The organism is Variovorax sp. 10N432 (genome assembly GCF_056394465.1).
The window spans coordinates 18,130-40,813 of sequence record NZ_JBFTHX010000019.1 but is presented as its reverse complement, the minus strand read 5'-3'; the positions used below and the strand labels follow the sequence as shown (position 1 = coordinate 40,813).

Genomic DNA, 22,684 nt, shown 5'->3' with positions numbered 1-22,684 from the left:
CGCTTCGGCTTCCTTCCACAACGCAGGTCCAACATGAAAAACCTCCAAAGACAGGCATTGCTCGCGGCGTGCGCCGCGTTGACTCTTTGCGCCGGCACCGCCAGCGCACAGACCGAGGCTCCGCGACGGAGCATCGAGGTCGAGGACGCCAGGGGCGGCTCGGCGGTGCTGTCCGTCACCGGCGAGATCACCGCCGTGGATGTCGCGAACCGGATCGTCTCGATCAAGGGCCCGAGGGGCAACATCAACGACCTGCGGGTCGACCCGGCGGTGCGCAATCTCGAGCAGGTCAAGGTCGGCGACCGGGTTCGCCTGAGCTACCGCATCGGCGTCGCCGTGGCGCTGGTGAAGGGCGGCGACGGCATTCGCGAGCGGGTCGAGACCGATGCGGCCGCGGTGGCCCAGAAGGGCGCGCGGCCGGGCGGCGTCGCCGTCAACCGCACCACCATCGTCGCCAACGTCTTCTCGCTCAATCGCAAGAAGAACATCGTCACGCTGCGGGGCACCAGCGGCCAGCTGGTCGACGTCCACGTGCGCGATCCGAAGGCCCTGAAGGACGTGAACGTCGGCGACCAGGTGGTGGCCAACATCACGGAATCCGTGGCGCTGCGGGTGACGCCGGCACCGGCGAAGTGAGCCGGCGGGGCGGAGCTTGTCGGGCTGCGCTCGCGCCCGCCCGATAATCCGCCCATGACCTCGCCCGCCCTGGACCGCTTCATCGCCGAAGCCGCGGCACGCAGCCGCGTGCATACGCTCGCCGCCGACCGCGTGCTCGCGCTGGCACCGCTGATGCTGGACCTCATCGAGGACGCCGAGAGCTTCCTGGAGCCGCAGCACTACCGCAGCGACCCGGACGGCTACACGCGCAACCTGATCCGCGACGACCCCGACCACGGGCTGTCTCTCTACGCGCTGGTCTGGCGCCCCGGCCAGTGGACACCGGTGCACGACCACGGCAGCTGGGGCGTGGTCGGCATCGTCGAAGGCGTGCTCGAGGAGCGCAGCTACCTGCGGGTCTCGCCCGAGGGCGGCGATCAGGACATCGACCTGGTGCGCGGCGGCCTCCAACTGCTCACGCGCGGCGCGGTGACGAGTTTCGTGCCGAACCCCGACCACATCCATGTCACGGGCGTTCCCGTCGAGCGCGCCCAGGCCGTCAGCCTGCACCTGTATGGGCGCACGATGAAGGACTTCAACATCTACGACGTCGCGGCACGCACGCGCCGCCGCGTGCAGGTCGCGCACAACGAGAGCTGAGGCCGGCGAGCGTGGCGAATCAGAAGAACGCGCGCAGATAGTTGACCGGCGAGTGGTCGGTCAGGGCCCGGGCGGGAAGGGCATCCGGGCGTGGCTGCGCGAGCACGCGCGCGGCGTGCGCGGCCTGTCCCGTGAGCCGGTCCTTGAGCACGAACGGGGTTTCCGGGTTGTCGTGCAGCACGCCGTCCTTGTCGATGTAGAGCAGCCTGCCGACATGGTGGTAGGAGGTGATGCCGGGCGGCAAGGTCGGCACGACGTCGGCGCAGTTGACGATGCGCGTCATGGCGCGCGCCGGCAGCGAATCGATGAAGTCGATGTCGCCGACGCGCGGAGAGCCGATCGTGATGACGTCGGTCGGTTCGATCAGGCCGGCGAATATCGTCGCCACGGCCGCCCCGAGGCTGTGGCCGCAAAGCAGCAGCCGCCTGCGATGCGGGGCGCCGTTCGAAAGCCATTGCAGCACCTGCGTCTCCAGCGATTCGGCCGCCCGGCCGAATCCCGAATGCACGTGGCCGCCGGCCCAGGGCGTCGGCAGCAGGGCCAGGTCGGCCAGCAGGTCCTTCGGATCGTCGGGCTGGGTGCCGCGGAAGGCGATCATCGCCAGCCCGTCTGCGGCCCGCAGCGACGCGTAGCCGTAGGCCCCGGTGGACCGGTCGGCGAAGTGGGCAGGTTCCGCGAAACCCGCCAGGCGCAGCGCGTCCGCCAGCCTGCGCGATTCGGCCGGATCCGACTCGGCATGCAGGTAGGCCAGGCGCGCTGCTTCGACCGCCAGTCCGGGCAATGTGACATCCGGGCGCCCGACGAACATCGTGGGCCGCTTCTCTGGATGGAACAGTGCATCGGGGGATGCGTCGTATTCGATGGATACCTTCGCATCGGCCCCGCTACTCATCGCTTCGCCTCCATGGTGTGGCTGGCATTGTGTGATGGACCGATTGCGGCCGGCAAGCGCGCAGGGTCCCGGGGCTTCGGTTCCTCCCCAATATGTGGGAGGCGCGGGCGCGTCGCCTTTTTGTCAGGGCGTCGGCTGAGACAGCACCCAGTCTGCGAGCAGCCTGGCCTGCGCCTCGTCGACCTGGGACTGGCGCGGCATGATGACGCGGCCCCAGTTGCCGACGCTGCCGTTGCGGATCCTGCCGGCCAGCCGCGCCGGTGCGGCCGGGTCGTCGCGCCAGCGCGCCGCCACCTGGGCGAAGCCGGGGCCGACCTGCTTGTGGACCATGCCATGGCAGGCCATGCAGCCGTTGGCCCGGGCCAGCGCCAGGGCCTGTTCGGCCGGCGCTGCGGCCGCGGCGCCGGCGAGCTGCACCAGCCCGCCGATCGACAGCACCAGGGTTCGAATGTTCGTCAAGCGCATCGGTTCGGATTCTCGGCCAACTCGAAGTGGTGGACGCGCATGGCCGAACTTTCTAGGATGTTCGCGAAGGCGGCAGCCGCCCAAGGAGAAGCAGACATGCATCGACTCAAGGCTTTGGCAGCGATCGGGTTCTTCGTCGCGGGGCAGGCCGCGCTGGCGCAGGCGCCGCGGGAGGCGGACGATGCGTCCGTCCTGTCGTGCGCCGATTTCAATGCCGCGGCGTCGCAGGTGCTGCCCGGCCAGAACGCCAGCGAAGCCCAGCGGCGCCGTGCCATCGAGGCGCAGGACTACCTCGGCAACGGCATGGTCTGGCTGCACGGCTATCTCACCGGGCGCAACGGCCCGGCGGTCGGCAAGCTGACCCGCGACTGGATCAGCACCCAGGTCACCCGGCTCGGCAAGGCATGCGCGGCCGCCGCCGACCCGGCCAAGACCCGCATCGTCGACCTGGTGCAGAAGCCATGAGGACGCTGCATGCGCTGGTCGCCGTCGCGCTGCTGGTGGCGGCAGGCGCGGCCGATGCACAGCGCCACCATTCGCGCCATCGGCCGCCGCCGCACCACTGGAACAGCGGCTGGAACAACAACCACTGGAACAACGACTGGCACAACCGCCGCGACGCCCAGCGTGCCGGCGTCGTGACCGGCGTGCTGGCCGGCGGGGTCGCGGGTTCGGCGGAGCGCCAGCGCGCCGACCAGCGCCACGCCGACTGCCTCTGGATCACCGGCAACACCTGGGAGTGCGACCGCCGCCGCTGGGACGACGAGATGCGCGCACGCGACCGGGCGCGCCGCACCGGCGTGGTCGCGGGCGTGGCGGCCTACGCGATCGTTCGCAATTGAGGGTCGCCAGGCTCGTATCCTTCGGGTTCCACCCCTTCGTGCGGAGGATGCTTGACCTACCAGCTTCACTACTGGCCCACGATCCAGGGCCGCGGCGAATTCGTCCGCCTGGCGCTCGAGGCCGCGGGCGCTGCCTATGTCGACGTCGCGCGCGAGCCGCCGTCCAGGGGCGGCGGCGAATCGAATCTGGGGCGCCGGCTCGACGATCCGGACAATCCCCGGCCCTCGTTCGCGCCGCCCTTCCTGGTCGACGGCGACATCGTGGTCGGCCAGACCGCGGCGATCCTGCTGTACCTCGGTCCGCGCCTCGGGCTCGCGGGCGTGGGCGAGGCCGACGGCCTCTGGACGAACCAGCTGCAGCTGACCGTCGCCGATTGCGTGGCCGAGGCGCACGACACCCATCATCCGCTGTCGACCGGGCTCTACTACGAAGACCAGCGCGAGGCCGCGCTGGCACGCGCCAGGGCCTTTCGCGAGGAGCGCATTCCGAAATTCCTGAACTGGTTCGAGACGGTGCTGAAGCGCAATCCGTCCGGCGACCTGCACCTGGTCGGCGACGTCCTCACCTACGCCGACCTCTCGCTGTTCCAGCTGGTCGCGGGGCTGCGCTATGCCTTCCCCAAGGCCGCCGCGCGGGCCCTGGCCGACACCCCGGCGGTCGTGAAGCTGCATGCCAACATCGGTCGCCGGCAGCGGGTGCACGACTATCTGCGCAGCTCGCGCCGGATTGCCTTCAACGAGGACGGGATCTTCCGCGCCTACCCCGAACTCGACGGCTGATGCCGGCGGGTCGGCGGACGCGCTAGGGGGCGATCGACTCGTCCCCGTCCTTGCGCATGCGCAGCGCGGCCTCGTAGAGCGCATTGCGCGGGGCGCCGCTGATCTCGGCGGCGACGCGCACCGCGGTCTTCACGGGCAGTTCGGCCAGCAGCAGCCGCAGCACGCGTTCGCCCTCGATGCCGTCGTCGACGGCCGCGGGCTTGGGGTGCAGCACCAGCGCGAACTCGCCGCGCGTGCGGTCGCGGCTGGCGGCGAACCAGCCGGGCAAGTCGGCGGCGGCGACGGTGGCGATCTCCTCGAACTGCTTGGTGAGCTCGCGCCCGACGGTGACCTTGCGCTCGCCGAGGGTGGCCAGCGCGCGGGCCAGCGCCTCGATGCGATGCGGCGCCTCGAGCAGTACGACGCTGCGGGGCTCGTCGGCCAGCAGCAGCACCGCGGCATCGCGCTCGCCCGCCTTGCTCGGCAGGAAGCCGCCGAACACGAAGGCGCTGCCCGCGTCGCCGGCGGCGACCAGCCCGGCGGCGCCGACCAGGGTGGTCACGCTGCTGGCGCCCGGCAGGGGCAGCACGCGATGGCCGGCGTCACGTGCCGCGGCCACCAGCCGCGCGCCCGGGTCGCTGACGCCGGGCGTGCCGGCGTCGCTGACGTAGGCGATGCGCTCGCCCGCGGCCAGCCGAGCGATCACCGTCTGCGCGGCCTCGCTCTCGTTGTGCTGGTGCAGGGCCAGCAGCTGCGCGCCCGGGCGGTCGATGCCATAGGCCCGCAGCAGGCTCTGCGTGTGGCGCGTGTCCTCGCAGGCGACTGCGTCGACCATTTGCAGCACGTGCAGGGCGCGCAGCGTGATGTCCGCCAGGTTGCCGATCGGCGTCGCGACCACGTAAAGGGTCGCCTGCGGATAATGCTGCGAACCCGCGGCATCACGCGCGGCGAGCAGGGCGGCGCCGAACGAAGCGGGAGCGATGGAAGTCAATGGCTTATCTCCAGAACAAGGCGGCGGGGCGGACATCGCTGCCGACGACCAAGCAGCGCGGCGACGCGGCCGAAGACGCCGCGCTCGAACACCTGCAGGCGGCCGGCCTCGGGCTGGTCGCGCGCAATTATCGAACCCCCGGCCGCGGCGGCGGCGAGATCGACCTCATCATGCGCGATCCGCGCGACGGCACGCTGGTGTTCGTCGAGGTCCGCGGCCGTTCCAGCGCGACGCACGGCGGCGCCGGCGGCAGCATCACCGGCGTGAAGCAGCGCCGCATCGTCTTCGCGGCGCAGCACTACATCAGCCGGCTGCGCGTGCTGCCGCCGTGCCGCTTCGACGTCGTGCTGGTCGAAGAACGCATCGAGTGGCTCCAGGCCGCGTTCGATGCCGGCTGAACCGGGCGGCTGCTCACGTTTTGTTTCAGTCCCAGGGTGGAAACCCGCAGTTATCATCCGGGCCAAATGCTAGAGCAACGGATTCAGCAGCACTTCATCGACAGTGCGGACCTCAAATACCAGGCCGGGCCACTGCTCGGCAAACCGATCTCCCAAGCCATGCAGGCCTTGCTGGCCTGCGTCACCAGCGGCGGCAAGATCCTCGCCTGCGGGGCCGGCGTTTCCGGCTTCCTGGCGGCGCAGTTCGCGGCCCAGTTCGTCGGCCGCTTCGAGCGCGACCGCCCCGAGCTGGCCGCGATCGCGCTGCCCGGCGATGCCACCGACCCCGCCGCGGACACGGCCGAATCGCTGGGCGCCGATCGCTTCGCGCGCCAGGTGCGCGCCCTGGGCCAGGCCGGCGACGTGCTGCTGGTGCTGAGCGTCAGCGGCCAGTCCGCCGCCGTGCTGGCGGCGGTCGAGGCGGCCCATGCGCGCGACATGACCGTGGTGGCCCTGCTCGGCAACGCGGCGCCTTCGGGCAGCGGGACCGGGGGCGCCGTGGGCCGTGCGCTGCGCGAGACCGATGTCCAGGTCTGCGTGCCGCACGAGCGCGCGGCGCGCATCCACGAGATCCACCTGCTGGTGCTGCACTGCCTGTGCGACGGCGTCGATGCGCAGCTGCTCGGTGACCAGGACAGCGACTCTTCCTCGGCCTGAGCGCGCCCGGTCGTCCCGCTACTGCGATGGCGCCCCGGCCTTGGCGGGTGCCTTGCGGTCGCTGATCCGGTCGAGCAGATCGCGATAGCCCGGCGATTCGCGCAGCAGCCTCCCGCCCAGCGCGCGCAGCCGGTCGACCTCTTCGGCCGACAGCACGAAGCTGGTCGGCAGATTCATGAAGTAGCGCTGCTCTTCGGGGTCTTCGATGGCGTCGAAACTGACGTCGATCGCATCGAAGCTCAGCGTCGGCACTGCCGCCTCGGCCTGCGCGCGCGACATGCCGGACAGCCGCAGCTCGGCCACCTTGAGGTCGCGCTTGTCGGCCCAGCGTTGGGCGATGTCCTTCAGCAGTTCGACCGACTCGTAGGAGAAATGGTCGATCGGCACGCTCGACGACTGCAGCAGTTGCGCCACGATGCCTGGCGCGCGCGCCTTGCGGTCCCAGTCGGTGGCCGGCGCCGAGCGCGAATTGACCACCACGACCACGATGCGCCGGATCTCGTCGAATCCCGCCTGGCGCTGGAAGGACGGGCTGGCCTCGAGCTCCTCGAGGGCCTCGAGCAGGCCGCGCAGCCCCAGGTTGTCGGAGACGCCGCCATCGACCACGTGCAGGTAGGGCCGGTTCTTGCTGTCCTCGAAGTTCTTGATGTCGCGATAGCGCAGCAGCGCGCGGCCGGCGGGGCGCGCGGGCGAGTCGGGCCGGGTGACGTCGCGGACCCAGGGCGGCAGGGTGGCGCCGCACTGGCCGCCGTAGTTGTAGTAGGTGACCGGCGACAGCACGGCGGGCACGGCCGAGGAGGTCGCGGCGGCCCGGGCCAGCCGCACCGTGCCGAGGTCGGAGCAGATCAGGTCGAACTGCTCCTGCGAGAACTGGAAGCGGGCACCGGTCGAGAGGTCGGTGCCGGTGACCGCGGTCACCGGCGTCGGAAGCTTGAGCAGGTCGGCGAAGGTGGCGCCGTTGAACAGGATCTCGTCGTAGTAATCGGCCGCCAGTTCGGAGCGTCCGTACAGGCCGCTGCCGAGGCTGAACCAGTTGAGCGGATTGAGCGCGCGCCAGGTCAGCGTGCCCTGCACGTCGCGCTTCAGGAAGCGCGGCTCGTACTCGGTGAACAGCCGGTCGCCGTAGAGCGCGTAGGCCAGCGCCGTGAAGCTGCCGCCCGAGACGCCCGAGATGGCATCCACTTCCTGGAGCAGATTGCGCTGCACGCCTCCGACGATGACATCGGTGCGCCGCAGTTCCTCGAGCACGCCGTACGAGAACGCCGCGGCCCGCGTGCCGCCGCCCGAGAAGGTCAGCATGAACACCGTGTGCGGGTCGTTGGTGACGCCTTCGTGCTGGCGCTTCAGCATCCGGTTGACCCGGTAGCCGCTGTCGAAGTCGACCTTCGCGATCGGCGGGTTGACCGGGGCCAGCGCGTTGCACCCGGCCAGCAGCAGCGCGGCCACTGCGGCGGACATCCGGCGCAGCGCGGCCGGACGCGCGATGGATTGATTCACGATGCCTTCCTTGCTCGAACGGTTCGATATCGAATGCCGGATGCGGACCATGCAACATATGCGCCATCCACCGCGCCGAATTGTAGGCAAGAGGCGCGACATGCCGATGGCACGCCCGGCCATGACAGCCGGTAACGGGGGGCGCAATACCCTGGGCTAAACTCGCCGCGGACACAACGCACCGGAAGGCCAACACCCATGAAGACCACATCCACTCAACGCATCGCGATGGCTTTGACCGCAGGCGCCGTACTCGTCGCCGGTCTCACAGCCTGCGTGCCGCTGGTGGTGGGCGGGGCAGCGGCGGCCGGTGTCGGCATGGTGGCGACCGACCGGCGCAGCTCGGGCGCGCAGGTCGATGACCAGGCGATCGAGCTGCGTGGCGGCGCCCGCGTGCGCGAGATCGCCAACGACAACATGTACGTGAGCATCACCAGCTTCAACCGCCAGGTGCTGCTCACCGGCACGGTCGGCAGCGAGGCCGACAAGCGCCGCGTCGAAGACGTCGTGCGGCGCGTCGACAACGTTCGCTCGGTGGTCAACGAACTGGTGGTCGGGCCGCCGAGCACCTTCCAGGAACGCTCCAACGACACCTTCATCACCGGCAAGGTCAAGGCCTCGCTGCTCGATGCCAAGGACATCTTCGCCAACTCGTTCAAGGTCGTGACCGAGCGCGGCACGGTCTACCTGATGGGCATCGCGACCCGCCGAGAGACCGATCGCGCGACCGACATCGCGCGCGGCGTCTCCGGCGTCACGAAGGTGGTGCGCGTGGTGGAGATCGTCAGCGAAGCGGAACTGCAAAACCAGCTGCAGCAGCAACAGCAGCAGCCGCAGGGCCAGCCCGGCGGCACGGGCACACCCGCGGGCAGCGCACCGGCCTCGCGTTCGAGCGTGCCGCTGCCGCCGATGGAGCCGCTGCCCCCGCTGCCGTCGTCGTCGACGCCACCGGCCAGCGGCGGCGTCACGACCTCGCCGGTGCGCTGAAACGCAGCCTTATTTCAGGCGCGTGATCAGGCTCGAGGTGTCCCAGCGCCGGCCGCCGGCCTGCTGCACGTCGGCGTAGAACTGGTCGACCAGCGCGGTGACCGGCAGCCGGGCGCCATTGCGCTTGGCTTCGTCGAGCACCAGGCCCAGGTCCTTGCGCATCCAGTCGACAGCGAAGCCGTAATCGAACTTGCCTTCGATCATGGTCTTGCCGCGGTTGTCCATCTGCCAGCTCTGCGCGGCGCCCTTGCCGATCACGGCCAGCACCTCGTTCATGTCGAGGCCGGCCCGCTGCCCGAAGGCGATCGCTTCCGACAGCCCTTGGACCAGGCCCGCGATCGCGATCTGGTTGACCATCTTCGCGAGCTGGCCGGCGCCGCTGGCGCCCAGCAGCGTGACGGCGCGAGCGAAGGCCGCGGCGACGGGCTTGACCTTGTCGAAGGTGGCGGCGTCGCCGCCGCACATGACGGTCAGCGCGCCGTTCTGGGCCCCGGCCTGGCCGCCTGAGACCGGGGCGTCGATGAACTGCAGGCCGCGTTCGAGCGCCGCCTTCGACAGTTCGCGCGCGACGTCGGCCGAGGCGGTCGTGTGGTCGACGAACACCGCGCCCGGGGCCATGCCCGCGAAGGCGCCGTTCTCGCCGAGCACCACCGAGCGCAGGTCGTCGTCGTTGCCGACGCAGCAGAACACGATGTCGGCATTGGACGCGGCGCCGCGCGGCGTGGCCGAGTGGCTCACGGACGCCGGGGCCTGGGGCGCGAATTCGGTCTCCCAGTCGTGGGCCTTGGCCGCGCTGCGGTTGTAGACCGTGACGTGGTGGCCGGCCAGCGCGAGATGCCCGGCCATCGGGTAGCCCATCACGCCGAGGCCGAGGAAGGCGACCTTCTGCGAAGGGACGGGGTCGTAGGTTTTGGGGTTGAGGCTGCTCATGGGGCGTACTTTAGCTCGCCCCCAGGTTGGGCTCACTGCGTGTAGCCCGCCCACCCCCTACCGGGGGCAACACCAGCGGCCCGGCGAAGCCGGTTCCGCGGTGTTTCACCAACGGGCCTGGCTGCGCCGGCCGGTGAATGCAGGCGCGGTGGTTGTTCTTCGGCGGCGCGCAGCGCCCGCCCGTTGGTGGGCAGTCGCGGAACCGGCTTTGCCGGGCCGCCGACTGCGCCCCCGGTCGGGGGTGGGCGCCCGGACACGAAGTGCCGGGCAACCTGGGGGCGAGTCAAGTCAGACGATCGCGAAGTGCTCCGTGCCGGCCGAAAGGTCGGTCGTGCGCGCGCGCTGGCTGTTCAGCTTGATCTGCAGCCGCAGGTCGTTGGCCGAGTCGGCGTTGCGGATCGCGTCTTCGAAGGTGATCGCGTTGGCCTCGAAGAGATCGAACAGGGCCTGGTCGAAGGTCTGCATGCCCAGGTTGCGGCTCTTCTTCATGATCTCCTTGATCTCGCCGACCTCGCCCTTGAAGATCATGTCGGAGATCAGCGGCGTGTTCAGCAGGATCTCGACCGCGGCGATGCGGCCGTGGCCGTCCTCGGTCGGGATCAGCCGCTGCGAGACCAGCGAGCGCAGGTTCAGCGACAGGTCCATCAGCAGCTGGGCGCGGCGCTCCTCGGGGAAGAAGTTGATGATCCGGTCGAGCGCCTGGTTGGCGCTGTTGGCGTGCAGGGTGGCCATGCAGAGGTGGCCGGTCTCGGCGAATGCGACCGCGTGCTCCATCGTCTCGCGGTCGCGGATCTCGCCCATCAGGATCACGTCGGGCGCCTGGCGCAGCGTGTTCTTGAGCGCCGCCTCCCAGCTGTCGGTGTCGATGCCGACTTCGCGTTGCGTCACCACGCAGTTCTTGTGCGGGTGCACGAACTCGACCGGGTCCTCGACCGTCACGATGTGGCCGTAGGAGTTCTCGTTGCGCCAGTCGATCATCGCGGCCAGCGTGGTCGACTTGCCCGAGCCGGTGGCGCCGACCAGGATGGTCAGGCCGCGCTTGGTCATCGCCACGTCCTTGAGCACCTGCGGCATGCCGAGGCCGTCGATGGTCGGCAGCTTGGCGGGGATGGTCCGCAGCACCATGCCGACCTTGCCCTGCTGCACGAAGGCATTGACGCGGAAGCGGCCGATGCCGGTCGGCGAGATCGCGAAGTTGCACTCCTTGGTGCGCTCGAACTCGGCCGTCTGGCGGTCGTTCATGACCGAGCGCGTGAGCGCCAGCGTGTGCTGGGCGCCGAGGGCCTGGGCCGACACCTTGGTGACCTTGCCGTCGACCTTGATCGCCGGCGGGAAGTCGGCCGTGATGAACAGGTCGCTGCCGTTGCGGCTCACCATGAGCTTCAGCAGGTCGTTGATGAACTGGCTGGCTTGATCGCGTTCCATGACGGTACTCCGGTGCGGCTGGGCAAGGGCTGGGTCAGCCGGGGAAATTCTCGGGGATCTTGGCCTTTCCGCGCGCTTCGGCGGCGGAAATGACACTGCGCCTCACCAGGTCGGTGAGGTTCTGGTCGAGCGTCTGCATGCCCTGGCCGCTGCCGGTCTGGATCGACGAATACATCTGCGCCACCTTGCCTTCGCGGATCAGGTTGCGGATGGCGGGCGTGCCCAGCATGATCTCGTGCGCCGCCACGCGGCCCTGGCCGTCCTTGGTCTTGCACAGGGTCTGCGAGATCACCGCCTGAAGCGACTCCGACAGCATGGCGCGGATCATTTCCTTTTCCTCGCCCGGGAAGACGTCGATGATCCGGTCGATGGTCTTGGCCGCCGACGAGGTGTGCAGGGTGCCGAACACCAGGTGGCCGGTTTCGGCCGCGGTCATCGCCAGCCGGATGGTCTCGAGGTCGCGCATTTCGCCGACCAGGATCGCGTCCGGGTCCTCGCGCAGCGCGGAGCGCAGCGCATTGGCGAACGACAGCGTCATCGGCCCGACCTCGCGCTGGTTGATCAGGCACTTCTTGGAGTCGTGGACGAACTCGATCGGGTCCTCGACCGTGAGGATGTGGCCGTACTCGGTTTCGTTCAGGTAGTTGATCATCGCCGCCAGCGTGGTCGACTTGCCGGAACCGGTCGGGCCGGTGACCAGCACCAGGCCGCGCGGCTTGAGCGCCAGATCGCCGAAAATCTTCGGTGCGTTGAGCTGCTCGAGCGTGAGGATCTTCGACGGAATGGTCCGGAAAACGGCAGCAGCGCCGCGCGACTGGTTGAAGGCGTTGACGCGGAAGCGCGCCAGGCCGTCGATCTCGAACGAGAAGTCGACCTCCAGGAACTCTTCGTAGTGCTTGCGGTGCGTGTCGCTCATGATGTCGTACACCATGGCGTGCACGGCCTTGTGATCGAGCGCGTCGACATTGATGCGGCGCACGTCGCCGTGGACCCGGATCATGGGCGGCAGCCCGGCCGAGAGGTGCAGGTCGGACGCCTTGTTCTTGACGCTGAAGGCGAGCAGTTGGGTAATGTCCACGCAGTTCCTCGGTGACGTTTTGATACGACTTTGAAGATTATGACGATGATTGGCGACAAGCTCCAGCAAGTTCGGACCCGGATCGTGACGGCCTGCACGGCCGCCGGGCGCGATCCGGCGAGCGTGCGCTTGCTCGCGGTGTCCAAGACCTTCGACGCCGACGCGGTGCGCGCGGCGCATGGGGCCGGCCAGCGGGCCTTCGGCGAGAACTATGTGCAGGAGGGCGTGGGCAAGATCGAGGCCCTGGCCGATCTTCGCGCAGAGCTCGAATGGCACTGCATCGGCCCTCTGCAGAGCAACAAGACGCGGGTGGTGGCCGAGCATTTCGACTGGGTGCACAGCATCGACCGGCTGAAGATCGCCCAGCGGCTGGCCGAGCAGCGGCCGGCCGGCCTGCCGCCGCTCCAGTGCTGCCTGCAGGTCAACGTGGATGGCGGCGCGAACAAGTCCGGCGTGACGCCGGAAGACGCGCTGGCACTGGCGCAGGCCGTGGCGGCTTTGCCACGTTTGCGGCTGCGCGGGCTGATGGCGATCCCGGAGCCGGCGGCCGATTTCGAGTCGCAGCGGGCGCTTTTCCTGCGTGCGGCGGCGGTTTTCGAGCAGATTCGAGGGGCGGGGATCGAGGTCGACACCTTGTCGCTGGGGATGTCGGCGGACCTGGAGGCCGCGGTGGCGGCGGGCAGCACGATGGTTCGAATCGGGACGGCGATCTTCGGGCAGCGCTAGGTCCGGGGCTTTTCGAACAAGCCCAGAACGACGTTTTTCAGCCACTGGTGCAGCGCCGAGCTTTCGTGGCGCTGGTGCCAGAACAACTCGATCACGCGCGGTGGCGCCTCCAGCGGGACCGGTGCATGGCGCAGCCCGGCCATCCGTTCGGGCTCCAGCGCTTGCGACCACGGCAGCACGGCGATCAGGTCGGAGCGGCGCACCACGTCGTAGGCGGCGGCGTAGTGGTTCACGGTGACGACCAGGTTGCGCTGCATCCCGCGGCTGCGCAGAAAGACGTCGTAGCTCGGCAAGGTCTTGCCCGCCAGGCTGACGTCGACGTGGCGCGCGGCGAGGAATTTCTTCAACGGAATCCGCTCGCTGCGATCGAGCGGATGTCCGGCGCGCATCACGCAGACGAAGCCGGGCGACCACAGCGCCCGCGATTTGAGGAAGGCCGGCCGCTGCACCTCTTCGTTGTAGACGCTGATCGCGAAATCGGCCCGGTTGTCGGCCAGCACCGGGCCGAAGTCCACCAGCGTGTTGGGAATGGTGTGGATCTGCATCGACGGCGCCGACCGGCTCAGCTTCGCGGCCAGCCGCGGCACCACGATGCTGGCCACGTAGTCGGACATCGCGATGCTCAGGCTGGCCGTGCTCTGCACCGCATCGAAGCGTTCGCTGTCCAGCGTCGAGCGGATCGCGTGCAGTGACTGCGCCAGCGGCTCCCACAGATCGAGCGCGCGCCGGGTCGGCTTGACGCCGGCGCCGCTGCGCACGAACAGGGGGTCGTCGAAGGTGTCGCGCAGCCGGCGCAAGGCGTTGCTGACTGTCGGCTGGGTGAGCGACAGCTTTTCGGCCGCGCGGGTGACGGTGCCCTCCGTCATCAGCGCCTCGAAGACCTTCAGCAGATTGAGATCGGCATGGCGGTAGTTCATTGTGCGACTTCATTCACCTGGTCAATAAATACCATCATCACTATAAATTTGTCTCTATGGCGCACCGATCCTACGATCCGGCCCGTCGTCGATGTTCCGTCGGCCTACCGAATCAGGAAGAGAGTTCGCATGACCATGCTGTCGGCTCGAATCGAGCGCTTGCCGTTCTCCAGCTTTCACCGCCGGCTGCTTCTCATCGGCGGTCTGGGCTACAGCTTCGATGCGATGGACGCGGCCGTGATCGCCTTCGTGCTGCCGGTGCTGCGCACTGCCTGGGACCTGAGCAGCGTGCAGATCGGCGTGCTGGCCAGCGCGAACTTCATCGGCTTCTTTTTCGGTGCCCTGGTGGCCGGCTCGCTCGGCGACCTGATCGGTCGGCGCAAGGTGATGATGTCGGCCCTGGCGGTCTACTGCGTGGCCTCGCTGTTCAGCGGGCTGGTCGACGACTGGACGAGTTTTCTCGGGCTGCGCATCGTCGCAGGCTTCGGCACCGGCGCCGAGAGCGTGATCATCGCGCCCTACCTGTCGGAATTCGTGGCGCGCCGCTATCGCGGCGCCTTCACCGGAGCGCTGGCGGGGTTCTTTTCCTTCGGCTTCGTCGCCGCTGCCGTGCTGGGCTACCTGATCGTGCCGGCGCATCCCGACGGCTGGCGCATCGTGATCTTCATCACCGCGACGCCGGTGGTGATGCTGCTGTGGTGGCGCCGTGCGCTGCCGGAGTCGCCGCGCTGGCTGGAGAGCCAGGGGCGGGTGGCCGAGGCCCAGGCGATCATGGACAAGGTCGAGGCCGGCTTCGCGCAGCGCGGGCAGGCGCTGCCCGCGCTCGACCCGGCCGACGTCGCCGCGCCGCCGCCCAGCAGCCGCCGCGGCGGCCTGTGGCAGAACTACGCCACGCTGCTCTCGCGCAAGCTGCTGCGCACCACCAGCATGACCTGGCTGATGTGGCTGTCGATCACCTTCAGCTACTACTCCTTCTTCACCTGGATTCCCAGCCTGCTGGTGCAGAACGGCATGACGATCACCCGGAGCTTCGGCTATTCGCTGGTGATGTACATGGCGCAGGTGCCGGGTTATTTCTCGGCCGCCTGGCTCAACGACCGGATCGGCCGCCAGGCCACCATCGTCAGCTACATGCTGCTGGGCGGCGTCGCGGCCCTGGGGCTCGCGTTCACGCACAGCGACAGCCAGATCATGGTGGCGGGGGTGCTGCTGTCGTTCTTCATGAACGGGACCTACGCGGGCGTGTACGCCTACACGCCCGAGGTGTTCCCGACCCAGGTCCGGGCCACCGGGGCCGGCCTGGCGTCGGCCATCGGGCGCATTGGCGGCATCACGGCGCCGATCCTGGTCGGTTTCATCTACCCGAAGCTCGGCTTCGGCGGCGTCTTCGGGATGACGACGGCCGTGCTCCTGCTGGGCTCGGCCGCGGTCATGGTCATGGGCGTCCCGACGCGCGGCCGCTCGCTCGAAGACATTGCCGCGACCGAACTTTCCTGAGGAGACGCACACGCATGACGACCATCGATTTCGACCCTTTGCTGGCGGGCGTGGCCCGCGCCCACGACGACGCGCGCCAGCCGCAAGCCACCTTCGAGGCCATCGACAAGGCGGCGGCGACCGCGATCGGGCACCGGCTGTTCACGATCCTGGTTCACCACCGCACTGCGCGGGAATCGGAGCGGATCTACAGCAACATGCCCGACGCATACCCGGTGCAAGGGCGCAAGCCGGTCACCGATTCACCATGGATGCAGCAAGTCATGGGGCAGGGGCTGCCGTACATCGGCCGCAACGCGGATGACATCCGCGAGGTGTTCTTCGATCACGCCCTGATTCTCTCGCTGGGCTGCAGCAGCGTGTTGAACATCCCGCTGCGCTGGCGCGGCCAGACCCTGGGGACGCTCAACCTGCTCCACCAGGAGGACTGGTACGGCGACCATCATGTGGCGCGGGCGACCGTGCTCGCGCAACTGGCGCTGCCGGCCGTCATGGCACTGCAACGTCCGACCCACTCGTCTTCCTGAGGCCGCCATGTCCACTGCCGTACTTTTCAAGAACGCCCGCCTGCTCGATCCCCTGCTCGGCGAGTTGCAGGAAGACCGCGACATCCTGGTCGAGCAAGGCCTGGTGAAGGAGATCTCGGACCGGCCGATCAGCACCAGCGCCGCGCGGGTCATCGATGTCAAGGGCAAGACCGTGATGCCCGGGCTGATCGACCTGCACGTCCACGTGGTGGCGGTCGAACTCAACCTCGCGCGCCAGGTGCACATGCCCAATGTGCTGGTGACTCTGCGCAGCGTGCCCATTCTGCGCGGCATGCTGCGTCGTGGCTTCACCACGGTGCGCGACGCCGGCGGCGCCGGCTTCGCTTTCAAGCAGGCGGTGGAGTCGGGGCTGGCGCAGGGGCCCCGGCTGTTCGTGTCGGGGCGCGCGCTGAGCCAGACCGGCGGGCACGGCGACATGCGCGCGCGCTCAGATCACATGGGCGACCCCACGTGCGCCTGCTGTGTGCGCGTGGGTGCGCTGGCGCGGGTGGTCGACGGCGTCGACGCGGTGCGCAAGGCCGCCCGGGAAGAGCTGCAGATGGGCGCCGACCAGATCAAGATCATGGCCTCCGGCGGCGTTGCCTCGCCGACCGATCCGGTGGGCGCCTTCGGCTACTGCGAGGACGAAATCCGCGCCATCGTGGACGAGGCCCGGGCGCGCGGCACCTACGTGCTGGCGCATGCCTACACGGCCGCCGCCATCGCGCGGGCGGTGCGATGCGGCGTCCGCACGATCGAGCATGGCAACCTGGTCGATGCGCCGACCGCCACGCTGATGGCGCAAGCGGGCGCTTTTGCCGTGCCGACGCTCGTCACCTACGACGCGCTGGCCAGCGAGGGCGAAAGCTACGGCCTGCCGCAGGAAAGCGTGGCGAAGGTGGCGGACGTGCGCGAAGCGGGCCTGCGCTCGCTGGAGATCTTCAAGGCGGCCGGCGTGAAGATGGGGTTCGGTTCCGACCTGCTGGGGGAATCGCAGCGCCTGCAGAGCAACGAATTCCGCCTGCGTGCCGAGGTGCTGTCGGCGGCCGAGGCCGTGGCCAGCGCGACCGTCGTCGGTGCGGAGGTGCTCGGCATGAGCGACCGGCTGGGTCGCCTGGTGCCCGGTGCGTTGGCGGACCTCCTGGTCGTCGACGGCAATCCGCTGGCGGATGTGAGCTGCCTGCTGGGGCAGGGCGAGCGGATTCCGCTGGTCATGAAGGAAGGCGTGATCCAGTTCGACGAACTGCAATAGTCACCCGCCCCGGGCCGCCGCCTGTTGCCGTCGCCACTCGACCACCGGCCGGCCGCCCACCCCCCAGTTGTCCAGGTCCACTTCGTCGATCACGACGAAGGTGGTGGCCGGGTCCTTGTCGAGCACGCGCACCATCAGCTCGGTGGCGCCGGCGATCAGCTGCTTCTTCTGTTCCTGGGTCACGCCTTCGCGCGTGATCTCGATCCTGATGTAAGGCATGGCGGATCACCAGTGACCTGCGGCCTGCCCGCCGTCGACGTGAAGGATCTCGCCCGTCACGAACTTCGCGTTCTCGAGGAACAGCACCGCGTCGACGATCTCTTCCATTTCACCCATCCGGCCCAGCGGATGCAGGCCGCTGAGCGCCGCATGGGTCTCCGGCGGATGCATAGGCGTCTTGACGATGCCGGGGGCCACCGCATTCACGCGGATGCCGCGCGACGCGTACTCGATGGCCAGCGACTTGGTGGCGGCGTTCAGGCCGCCCTTGGTCAGCGACGCCAGCACCGACGGCACGCCGTTGATCGGCTGGTCCGCGAGGCTGGTCGTGATCTGGACGATGTGGCCCGACCCCTGGGCTTCCATCCGCTTCAGCGCCAGCTGGCTCATGTGGAAGAAGCTGGCCAGGTTGGTGCCGATGTTCGCCGCCCAGTCCTCGGGGGTGAACTGGGTGAACGGCTTGGCCGTGAAGATTCCGGCGTTGTTGACCAGCGTGTCGATGCGGCCGAAGCGGTCCACGCCTTCGCTGAAGATCCGCGCGGCCGTCGCGGGGTCCGCGGCGTCGCCGGCGATCGCCAGGACGCCCGGGTCGTTGCTCGCGGCGATCGAACGCGAATTGGCGACGACCCGGAAGCCGGCCCGGCGATAGGCCTTGACGAGCGCGGCACCGATGCCGCTGGAGGCGCCGGTGATGACGGCGACCTTGGAATTGCTTTCTGTCATGACGAGTCCTTTGAAGTGGAGTGGAGGACTCGACTGTATTGATGTGCTTTCGTTGGATAAAGCGGGTGATAAGTACATCTATCAATACATGATGTAATGAATAGGTAAACCAACGGAGCGAAGCGCCATGAATCGACAATTCGACGACGTGATGCTGGGCAGCATCGAACTGTTCTGCCTGGCGGCCGAGCAGGGCAGCTTCACGGCCGCGGCCGCGACCGCTTCGGTGACGCCGGCGGCGGTCAGCCGTTCGGTGTCACGGCTGGAGGAGCGCCTGGGCGTGCGGCTCTTCACGCGGACGACGCGGCAGATGCGCCTGACCGAGGCCGGGCGCGGCTATTTCGAGCAGTGCCGACAAGCCCTGAACCAGCTGGTCGAGGCCGAGCGGGAGGCCTCCGGCCACCAGGTCGCGCCGTCCGGCCTGCTGCGCATCAGCGCGCCGACCACCTACGGCCACTACCGCCTGCTGCCGCTGCTGCCGGGCTTCCGCGAGCGCTTTCCGGCCGTGAAGGTCGAGGTCAACGTCAGCAACCGCAACATCGACTTCGCGGAAGAGGGCTACGACCTGGCGATACGAGCCCGGGCGACCGCCGACTCGAGCCTGGTTTCGCGCCTTCTGGAGGACACGCCGCTGGTGGTCGTCGCCTCGCCCGACTATCTGCGGCGCCACGGAACGCCCGTGACGCTCGACGAACTGCAGGCGCATGAATGCATCCAGTTCGAATTGCCCAGCAGCGGACGCGCCATTCCGTGGCTGTTCCGGCGCGACGGCCAGGAACTCGAGCTGCAGACCTCCGGCGGCTATGCGTGTTCGGACGACGTGACCGCGGGCGCCACGCTGGCGCGCCACGGTGCCGGCGTGTTCCAGGCCTATCGCTTCGTCGTCGAGGAAGACCTGCGCGCCGGCCGGCTGGTCGAGTTGCTGCAGGATTTCGGCAGCCGTTCGCGGCCGCACAGCCTGTTGTATCCGCACCGGCGCTTCGTGCCGCTGCGAGTGCGCGCGTTCGTCGATTACCTGCTCGGCCAGCGTTCGGCCCAGGCAGCTTCCTAGCCCGGCAGCGGAATCCGCGCGCTGCTTTTCACTTCTTCCATCACCGCATAGGTCCGCGTCTCGCGCACGCCCGGCAACTGCCACAGCACCGTGCCGGCGAAGTCGCGGTAGGCCGTCATGTCGGCCATGCGGGTCTTGAGCAGGTAGTCGAAGCCGCCGGCGACCATGTGGCATTCCATGATCTCGTCGCGCACCTGCACCGCGGCCTTGAACGCATCGAACACGTTGGGCGTGGTGCGGTCGAGCAGCACCTCGACGAAGACCGTGAAGCCGCGGCCCAGCTTGTGCGGATCGAGCCGGGCCTCGTAGCCGAGGATGAAGCCGTCGCGCGCCAGCCGCTGCACCCGGGCCAGCACGGCGGTCGGCGACAGCGCCACGATCTCGGCCAGCTTGAGGTTCGAGATTCGCCCGTCTTCCTGAAGAACCTTCAGGATTTTCATGTCGATGCGGTCGAGATCGGTGGTCGATTCATTGGTCACTAGAGAATTATCTGGTGAACAGCTGAATTTTGGTGAATAACTCGGTGCCGGAAGGCGGAGCATCGCCGCATCGACCACCGGAGTTTTCGCCATGCGCCTGCCCAGCCCCTACCGCCCCGAAGCCGACATCGTCTCGCACCGCCTCGTCTCGCTGAAGGGCGCGCTCGACTGGGCGGCCATCGTGCCCGTCGCCACGCCCTGGGTGCGCGCCGTGCGCCACAGCCCGCCGCCGTTCTGGGCCATGGAGAGCCTGCTGCGCGAATACCCGATCTCGAGCGCCGAGGGCCTGGCCCTGATGCGCTTGGCCGAGGCGCTGCTGCGGGTGCCCGACGCCGAGACCGCGATCGCGCTGACCGCCGACCAGTTGGGCCGCGCCAACTTCGACAGCAGCGCCGATTCGACCCTGGCGCGCCTGTCGTCCTCGGCGATCGCGCTGTCGAAGAAATTCCTGCCCGAGCAGGAGGCCGAGCCGGGCCTGATGGTCAGGCTCGGCGCCCGCACCGTGGTCGCCGCGACCCTGCGCGCAGTGCAGTTGCTGGGCCGCCAGTTCGTGCTCGGCCAGACCATCGAGGAGGGCATGGCCGAGGCTCGCTCGGCGCATCGCAAGCACTCGGCGCTGCGCTTCAGCTACGACATGCTGGGCGAGGGCGCCCGCACCGATGCCGATGCGCTGCGCTACCTCGACAGCTACGTGAACGCGATCCGCTCGATCGCCGCCGGCGCCGACCGCGACGGCACGCCCGAGCAGAACGACGGCATCTCGATCAAGCTCAGCGCGCTGCATCCGCGCTACGAAGACGCCCAGCACGCGCGGGTGATGCGCGAGCTGGTGCCGCGCGTCTGGCAGCTGTGCCTGCTGGCGGCCGATGCCGATCTCAACCTCACGATCGATGCCGAGGAGGTCGACCGGCTCGAGCTCTCGCTCGACGTGTTCGAGGCGCTGGCGGCCAGGGTGGCGGCCGAGAAGCCGCAGTGGCGCGGCTTCGGCCTGGCGATGCAGGCCTACCAGACGCGGGCGCTGGAACTAGTCGAGCACGTGACCGGGATCGCCCGCAAGCACCGGCTGCGGCTGATGTGCCGGCTGGTCAAGGGCGCCTACTGGGACGCCGAGATCAAGCGGGCCCAGGAACTCGGGCTGCCGCACTACCCGGTCTTCACGCACAAGCACCACACCGACCTCAGCTACCTGGCCTGCGCGCGGGCGCTGCTGGCGGCGCCGGATGCGATCTACCCGCAGTTCGCCACCCACAACGCGGGCACGATCGCGGCGATTCTGACGATGGCGGGCAGCGTTCCATTCGAATTGCAGCGGCTGCACGGCATGGGCGAGGGCATCTACCGCGAGGTGATGAAGAGCACCACCGTGCCGGTGCGCGTCTACGCGCCGGTCGGCCGCCACAAGGACCTGCTGGCCTACCTGGTGCGCCGGCTGCTCGAGAACGGCGCCAACTCGTCCTTCGTGAACCAGCTCGGCGACGAGTCGGTCGGCATGGACGAGCTGCTGGTCTCGCCGCTCTGGCTCGATCGCCATGTCTCGCTGCCGCTGCCGCCCGAGCTCTATGGCCCGGTGCCCGCCCGCCGCAACAGCAGCGGTGTCGATCTCGCGGTCGAGGCGATGCGCGCGCCGCTGCTGGCGGCCCACGCGGCCACGACGGTGGCGGCGGTGCCGGCGTTCGATGCCCAGCGCGCCGAAGCAGCGGTGGGCGCCGCGGCCGCGGCCTGGCGCAGCTGGAACCGGACGCCAGTCGCGCGCCGCGCCGCCGTGCTGCGCCACGCGGCCGACGCGCTGCAGGCCGAAATGCCGCGCTTCTGCGCCCTGCTGGTCAAGGAAGCCTTCAAGACCTGGGGCGACGCGGTGGCCGAAGTGCGCGAGGCGGTCGACTTCCTGCGCTACTACGCCGACGAGGCCGAGCGGCTGATGCAGCCGGTCGCGCTGCCCGGGCCGACCGGCGAGAGCAACGAGCTGCGCCTCACCGGCCGCGGCCCCTGGGTCTGCATCAGCCCGTGGAACTTCCCGCTGGCGATCTTCCTGGGCCAGGTGGCGGCCGCGCTCGCCACCGGCAACACGGTGCTGGCCAAGCCAGCCGAGCAGACGCCGGCCGTCGCCCTGGAAGCGGTGCGGCTGCTGCACGCCGCCGGCGTGCCGGCCGAGGCGCTGCAACTGCTGCACGGGCCGGGCGAAACCGTCGGTGCCGCGCTGGTCGCGGCGCCCGGCGTGGCTGGCGTGGTGTTCACCGGGTCGACGCAGGTGGCCAAGATCATCCACCGCGCACTGGCGGCCAAGGACGGCCCGATCGTGCCGCTGATCGCCGAAACCGGCGGCATCAACGCCATGCTGGTCGACTCCAGCGCGCTGCCCGAGCAGGTGGTCGATGCCGTGGTGCAGAGCGCCTTCCGCTCGGCCGGCCAGCGCTGCTCGGCGCTGCGGCTGCTGCTGCTGCACGAGGGCATCGCCGACCCGGTGATCGAGATGATCCGCGGCGCGGCCCGCGAGCTGGCCGCCGGCGATCCGGCCCTGCTGGCCACCGACGTCGGGCCGGTGATCGACCGCGAGGCCTTCGACAACATCCGGCGGCACCTGCGGCGGCTGGATTCGGAGGCCACCCGGCTGGTGGCGCCGGCCGACGCGCCGCCGGGGATCGACAACCTGATCCCGCCCCACGCCTACGAGGTGCCGGCCATCGACCGGGTCAGCGACGAGATCTTCGGCCCCGTGCTGCAGGTGGTTCGCTGGTCGGGCGAGCCCCAGGCCGTGATCGAGGCCGTCAACCGGCTGGGCTTCGGGCTCACGCTGGGCATCCAGACCCGCATCGACAGCCGGGCCCTGGCGCTGGCGGCGCGCGCCCATGTGGGCAACGTCTATGTCAACCGCAACATCATCGGGGCGGTCGTCGGCGTCCAGCCGTTCGGCGGCGAGGGGCTCAGCGGAACCGGCCCGAAGGCCGGCGGCCCGCACTACCTGCTGCGCTTCTGTGCGGAGCAAACGCTCACCATCAACACCACCGCCGCGGGCGGCAACGCGGCGCTGCTTGCCGCCATCGCATAAACGCCAAAGCAACGCGCATAGGCATGGCGC

25 protein-coding genes are annotated in these 22,684 nt (G+C 69.2%); 14 read left to right on the top strand and 11 right to left on the bottom strand.

The features are described from left to right. Window positions 1–33: 33 nt before the first annotated feature. On the top strand, window positions 34–636 hold the full coding sequence (locus tag AC1DF3_RS21595) for a hypothetical protein (RefSeq protein WP_478140811.1): 603 nt from the start codon (window positions 34–36) through the stop codon (window positions 634–636). A 54-nt stretch (window positions 637–690) separates the two neighbouring features. After that, a complete protein-coding gene (locus AC1DF3_RS21590) occupies window positions 691–1,257 on the top strand; it encodes a cysteine dioxygenase family protein (RefSeq protein WP_478140810.1) in 567 nt (188 codons plus the stop codon). A gap of 19 nt (window positions 1,258–1,276) precedes the next feature. Here AC1DF3_RS21590 and AC1DF3_RS21585 read toward each other — a convergent pair whose 3' ends face one another. Further along, a complete protein-coding gene (locus AC1DF3_RS21585; RefSeq protein WP_286534927.1) occupies window positions 1,277–2,149 on the bottom strand; it encodes a lipase family protein in 873 nt (290 codons plus the stop codon). 123 nt (window positions 2,150–2,272) lie between these two features. Next, a complete protein-coding gene (locus AC1DF3_RS21580; RefSeq protein WP_478140809.1) occupies window positions 2,273–2,608 on the bottom strand; it encodes a c-type cytochrome in 336 nt (111 codons plus the stop codon). Window positions 2,609–2,710: 102 nt separating this feature from the next. Here AC1DF3_RS21580 and AC1DF3_RS21575 point away from each other — a divergent pair, with 102 nt between their 5' ends. Genes AC1DF3_RS21575 through AC1DF3_RS21565 form a run of 3 tightly spaced genes read left to right on the top strand, consistent with a single transcriptional unit; the run spans window position 2,711 to window position 4,236 of the window. After that, window positions 2,711–3,079 (top strand): hypothetical protein, encoded by a 369-nt coding sequence (locus AC1DF3_RS21575; protein WP_286538639.1) that lies wholly within the window; start codon window positions 2,711–2,713, stop codon window positions 3,077–3,079. Further along, window positions 3,076–3,456 (top strand): hypothetical protein, encoded by a 381-nt coding sequence (locus tag AC1DF3_RS21570; RefSeq protein ID WP_286538640.1) that lies wholly within the window; start codon window positions 3,076–3,078, stop codon window positions 3,454–3,456. The genes AC1DF3_RS21575 and AC1DF3_RS21570 overlap by 4 nt, the downstream gene beginning before the upstream one ends. A gap of 51 nt (window positions 3,457–3,507) precedes the next feature. After that, the gene (locus tag AC1DF3_RS21565) at window positions 3,508–4,236 is read left to right on the top strand and encodes a glutathione S-transferase (RefSeq protein ID WP_478140808.1); all 729 of its coding nucleotides are present in this window, start codon (window positions 3,508–3,510) and stop codon (window positions 4,234–4,236) included. A gap of 22 nt (window positions 4,237–4,258) precedes the next feature. On the opposite strand, the gene rsmI is transcribed toward AC1DF3_RS21565, so the two are convergent. Continuing rightward, complete coding sequence (gene rsmI, locus AC1DF3_RS21560) at window positions 4,259–5,206, bottom strand: 16S rRNA (cytidine(1402)-2'-O)-methyltransferase (protein ID WP_286538642.1); 948 nt, start codon at window positions 5,204–5,206, stop codon at window positions 4,259–4,261. Here rsmI and AC1DF3_RS21555 point away from each other — a divergent pair. Further along, the gene (locus AC1DF3_RS21555; protein ID WP_286521941.1) at window positions 5,206–5,604 is read left to right on the top strand and encodes a YraN family protein; all 399 of its coding nucleotides are present in this window, start codon (window positions 5,206–5,208) and stop codon (window positions 5,602–5,604) included. The two genes, rsmI and AC1DF3_RS21555, sit on opposite strands and share 1 nt — an antisense overlap. Before the next feature lie 66 nt (window positions 5,605–5,670). Beyond that, window positions 5,671–6,300, top strand: coding sequence for an SIS domain-containing protein (locus AC1DF3_RS21550; RefSeq protein WP_286521942.1), 630 nt, complete (start codon window positions 5,671–5,673; stop codon window positions 6,298–6,300). Window positions 6,301–6,318: 18 nt separating this feature from the next. Here AC1DF3_RS21550 and AC1DF3_RS21545 read toward each other — a convergent pair whose 3' ends face one another. Further along, window positions 6,319–7,797 carry a patatin-like phospholipase family protein gene (locus AC1DF3_RS21545; RefSeq protein ID WP_478140807.1) on the bottom strand — a complete coding sequence of 493 codons (1,479 nt, stop codon included), beginning with the start codon at window positions 7,795–7,797 and terminating at the stop codon, window positions 6,319–6,321. 198 nt (window positions 7,798–7,995) lie between these two features. Between AC1DF3_RS21545 and AC1DF3_RS21540 the strand changes: the two genes are divergently transcribed. Beyond that, window positions 7,996–8,784, top strand: coding sequence for a BON domain-containing protein (locus tag AC1DF3_RS21540; RefSeq protein ID WP_478140806.1), 789 nt, complete (start codon window positions 7,996–7,998; stop codon window positions 8,782–8,784). A 9-nt stretch (window positions 8,785–8,793) separates the two neighbouring features. Here AC1DF3_RS21540 and AC1DF3_RS21535 read toward each other — a convergent pair whose 3' ends face one another. The 3 genes from AC1DF3_RS21535 to AC1DF3_RS21525 form a co-directional block, all read right to left on the bottom strand. Continuing rightward, window positions 8,794–9,714, bottom strand: a complete 921-nt coding sequence (locus AC1DF3_RS21535) for an NAD(P)-dependent oxidoreductase (protein WP_286538644.1) — start codon at window positions 9,712–9,714, stop codon at window positions 8,794–8,796. A 288-nt stretch (window positions 9,715–10,002) separates the two neighbouring features. Next, on the bottom strand, window positions 10,003–11,139 hold the full coding sequence (locus AC1DF3_RS21530; protein ID WP_286538645.1) for a PilT/PilU family type 4a pilus ATPase: 1,137 nt from the start codon (window positions 11,137–11,139) through the stop codon (window positions 10,003–10,005). Window positions 11,140–11,173: 34 nt separating this feature from the next. Continuing rightward, window positions 11,174–12,217, bottom strand: coding sequence for a type IV pilus twitching motility protein PilT (locus AC1DF3_RS21525; protein WP_286371030.1), 1,044 nt, complete (start codon window positions 12,215–12,217; stop codon window positions 11,174–11,176). A gap of 39 nt (window positions 12,218–12,256) precedes the next feature. On the opposite strand from AC1DF3_RS21525, the gene AC1DF3_RS21520 reads away from it, so the two are divergent. After that, window positions 12,257–12,943: a YggS family pyridoxal phosphate-dependent enzyme gene (locus tag AC1DF3_RS21520; protein ID WP_478140805.1), complete on the top strand. Its 687-nt coding sequence runs from the start codon at window positions 12,257–12,259 to the stop codon at window positions 12,941–12,943. Here the strand turns inward: AC1DF3_RS21520 and AC1DF3_RS21515 are convergent. Next, complete coding sequence (locus AC1DF3_RS21515) at window positions 12,940–13,860, bottom strand: LysR family transcriptional regulator (protein ID WP_286538647.1); 921 nt, start codon at window positions 13,858–13,860, stop codon at window positions 12,940–12,942. The genes AC1DF3_RS21520 and AC1DF3_RS21515 overlap by 4 nt on opposite strands. 129 nt (window positions 13,861–13,989) lie before the next feature. On the opposite strand from AC1DF3_RS21515, the gene AC1DF3_RS21510 reads away from it, so the two are divergent. From AC1DF3_RS21510 to AC1DF3_RS21500, 3 genes are read left to right on the top strand one after another with little or no spacing between them, the layout of a single operon-like run. Continuing rightward, window positions 13,990–15,357, top strand: a complete 1,368-nt coding sequence (locus AC1DF3_RS21510) for an MFS transporter (protein WP_286538648.1) — start codon at window positions 13,990–13,992, stop codon at window positions 15,355–15,357. A 14-nt stretch (window positions 15,358–15,371) separates the two neighbouring features. After that, entirely contained in the window at window positions 15,372–15,884 is a 513-nt protein-coding gene (locus AC1DF3_RS21505; protein WP_286538649.1) for a GAF domain-containing protein, read from the top strand. A gap of 7 nt (window positions 15,885–15,891) precedes the next feature. After that, on the top strand, window positions 15,892–17,136 hold the full coding sequence (locus AC1DF3_RS21500) for a metal-dependent hydrolase family protein (RefSeq protein ID WP_286538650.1): 1,245 nt from the start codon (window positions 15,892–15,894) through the stop codon (window positions 17,134–17,136). Here the strand turns inward: AC1DF3_RS21500 and AC1DF3_RS21495 are convergent, their stop codons facing one another. Together AC1DF3_RS21495 and AC1DF3_RS21490 are read right to left on the bottom strand one after the other, a co-directional pair. After that, window positions 17,137–17,355: a tautomerase family protein gene (locus AC1DF3_RS21495; RefSeq protein ID WP_286538651.1), complete on the bottom strand. Its 219-nt coding sequence runs from the start codon at window positions 17,353–17,355 to the stop codon at window positions 17,137–17,139. It abuts the gene before it with no gap. A gap of 6 nt (window positions 17,356–17,361) precedes the next feature. Then, complete coding sequence (locus AC1DF3_RS21490) at window positions 17,362–18,078, bottom strand: SDR family NAD(P)-dependent oxidoreductase (protein ID WP_478140804.1); 717 nt, start codon at window positions 18,076–18,078, stop codon at window positions 17,362–17,364. 127 nt (window positions 18,079–18,205) lie between these two features. On the opposite strand from AC1DF3_RS21490, the gene AC1DF3_RS21485 reads away from it, so the two are divergent. Further along, window positions 18,206–19,129 carry a LysR family transcriptional regulator gene (locus AC1DF3_RS21485; RefSeq protein ID WP_478140803.1) on the top strand — a complete coding sequence of 308 codons (924 nt, stop codon included), beginning with the start codon at window positions 18,206–18,208 and terminating at the stop codon, window positions 19,127–19,129. Here the strand turns inward: AC1DF3_RS21485 and AC1DF3_RS21480 are convergent. After that, the gene (locus AC1DF3_RS21480) at window positions 19,126–19,608 is read right to left on the bottom strand and encodes an Lrp/AsnC ligand binding domain-containing protein (RefSeq protein WP_478140802.1); all 483 of its coding nucleotides are present in this window, start codon (window positions 19,606–19,608) and stop codon (window positions 19,126–19,128) included. The genes AC1DF3_RS21485 and AC1DF3_RS21480 overlap by 4 nt on opposite strands. A gap of 91 nt (window positions 19,609–19,699) precedes the next feature. On the opposite strand from AC1DF3_RS21480, the gene AC1DF3_RS21475 reads away from it, so the two are divergent. Further along, entirely contained in the window at window positions 19,700–22,654 is a 2,955-nt protein-coding gene (locus AC1DF3_RS21475) for an L-glutamate gamma-semialdehyde dehydrogenase (protein WP_478140801.1), read from the top strand. Window positions 22,655–22,684 lie beyond the last annotated feature (30 nt).

Coding starts and splice junctions, on each gene's coding strand:
- AC1DF3_RS21595 (WP_478140811.1), top strand. CDS start 34: ATGAAAAACCTCCAAAGACAGGCATTGCTCGCGGCGTGCGCCGCGTTG.
- AC1DF3_RS21590 (WP_478140810.1), top strand. CDS start 691: ATGACCTCGCCCGCCCTGGACCGCTTCATCGCCGAAGCCGCGGCACGC.
- AC1DF3_RS21585 (WP_286534927.1), bottom strand. CDS start 2,149: ATGAGTAGCGGGGCCGATGCGAAGGTATCCATCGAATACGACGCATCC.
- AC1DF3_RS21575 (WP_286538639.1), top strand. CDS start 2,711: ATGCATCGACTCAAGGCTTTGGCAGCGATCGGGTTCTTCGTCGCGGGG.
- AC1DF3_RS21570 (WP_286538640.1), top strand. CDS start 3,076: ATGAGGACGCTGCATGCGCTGGTCGCCGTCGCGCTGCTGGTGGCGGCA.
- AC1DF3_RS21555 (WP_286521941.1), top strand. CDS start 5,206: ATGGCTTATCTCCAGAACAAGGCGGCGGGGCGGACATCGCTGCCGACG.
- AC1DF3_RS21550 (WP_286521942.1), top strand. CDS start 5,671: ATGCTAGAGCAACGGATTCAGCAGCACTTCATCGACAGTGCGGACCTC.
- AC1DF3_RS21540 (WP_478140806.1), top strand. CDS start 7,996: ATGAAGACCACATCCACTCAACGCATCGCGATGGCTTTGACCGCAGGC.
- AC1DF3_RS21535 (WP_286538644.1), bottom strand. CDS start 9,714: ATGAGCAGCCTCAACCCCAAAACCTACGACCCCGTCCCTTCGCAGAAG.
- AC1DF3_RS21530 (WP_286538645.1), bottom strand. CDS start 11,139: ATGGAACGCGATCAAGCCAGCCAGTTCATCAACGACCTGCTGAAGCTC.
- AC1DF3_RS21520 (WP_478140805.1), top strand. CDS start 12,257: ATGACGATGATTGGCGACAAGCTCCAGCAAGTTCGGACCCGGATCGTG.
- AC1DF3_RS21515 (WP_286538647.1), bottom strand. CDS start 13,860: ATGAACTACCGCCATGCCGATCTCAATCTGCTGAAGGTCTTCGAGGCG.
- AC1DF3_RS21510 (WP_286538648.1), top strand. CDS start 13,990: ATGACCATGCTGTCGGCTCGAATCGAGCGCTTGCCGTTCTCCAGCTTT.
- AC1DF3_RS21505 (WP_286538649.1), top strand. CDS start 15,372: ATGACGACCATCGATTTCGACCCTTTGCTGGCGGGCGTGGCCCGCGCC.
- AC1DF3_RS21500 (WP_286538650.1), top strand. CDS start 15,892: ATGTCCACTGCCGTACTTTTCAAGAACGCCCGCCTGCTCGATCCCCTG.
- AC1DF3_RS21495 (WP_286538651.1), bottom strand. CDS start 17,355: ATGCCTTACATCAGGATCGAGATCACGCGCGAAGGCGTGACCCAGGAA.
- AC1DF3_RS21490 (WP_478140804.1), bottom strand. CDS start 18,078: ATGACAGAAAGCAATTCCAAGGTCGCCGTCATCACCGGCGCCTCCAGC.
- AC1DF3_RS21485 (WP_478140803.1), top strand. CDS start 18,206: ATGAATCGACAATTCGACGACGTGATGCTGGGCAGCATCGAACTGTTC.
- AC1DF3_RS21475 (WP_478140801.1), top strand. CDS start 19,700: ATGCGCCTGCCCAGCCCCTACCGCCCCGAAGCCGACATCGTCTCGCAC.